This window comes from Oleiphilus sp. HI0067 (genome assembly GCF_001635735.1).
Window position 1 is genome coordinate 1 of the sequence record NZ_LWFI01001733.1, and the last position, 713, is coordinate 713.

Here is a 713-nt window from a genome sequence, read left to right on the forward strand (position 1 = left end):
ATAATCTTTCTCGATCTTTGTTGTAGATAAATTAATCCGTGAACTTGGAATCGAGTGTACAAACTTTCTGGTTGGTTTGACTTGATCTAGCTCAATTTGGCTCGCCATCACCAGTTGGTACATAGCAAAGTGCTCAGCTAGTTTACGTAGGTCAATTTAGACCAGAATTGCTATGTAGGCCGAAATAATCAGCTCAATTATCACTTTGGGAGTGGCTCTTTGATGTCGTGTTTCTTAAGCTTCTGCGCAACAATAAATAACTGAAAGCGAGTAGGCATTGAACGACGCACAAAAGGCTTTAGCGCAGTGGCGTGAACAAGGAAGATTTTTTGAATTTGAAGGGCATCAGGTGTTTTATCAGGATTCACAGGATGCCAATAAACCAGTTTTAGTAATGTTGCATGGCTTTCCAACATCGAGTTGGGACTGGCAAGAAATATGGCCAAGGTTAACGCAGTATTTTCGCGTGATTACCTTCGACTTCTTAGGATTTGGTTTTTCAGACAAACCTAACTTGCCGAAATATTCGATCATGATGCAGGCGAGTATTGCTGAAGCTCTCGTGAATGCGTGTGGTGTTGCGGAGTACCATTTACTTGCACATGATTATGGTAATACCGTTGCGCAGGAACTTTTGGCTCGCAATCAAGAGAATCCAGATGCCAAGATATTGTCTTGTGTATTCTTGAATGGCGGATTATTTCCAGAAGTAC

General features: G+C 41.5%; 1 protein-coding gene. It reads left to right on the forward strand.

The annotated features are described in order from the left end of the window. Positions 1-277 precede the first annotated feature (277 nt). The coding region (locus tag A3739_RS27570; RefSeq protein ID WP_156502907.1) for an alpha/beta fold hydrolase at positions 278-713 on the forward strand (436 nt) is incomplete at its 3' end.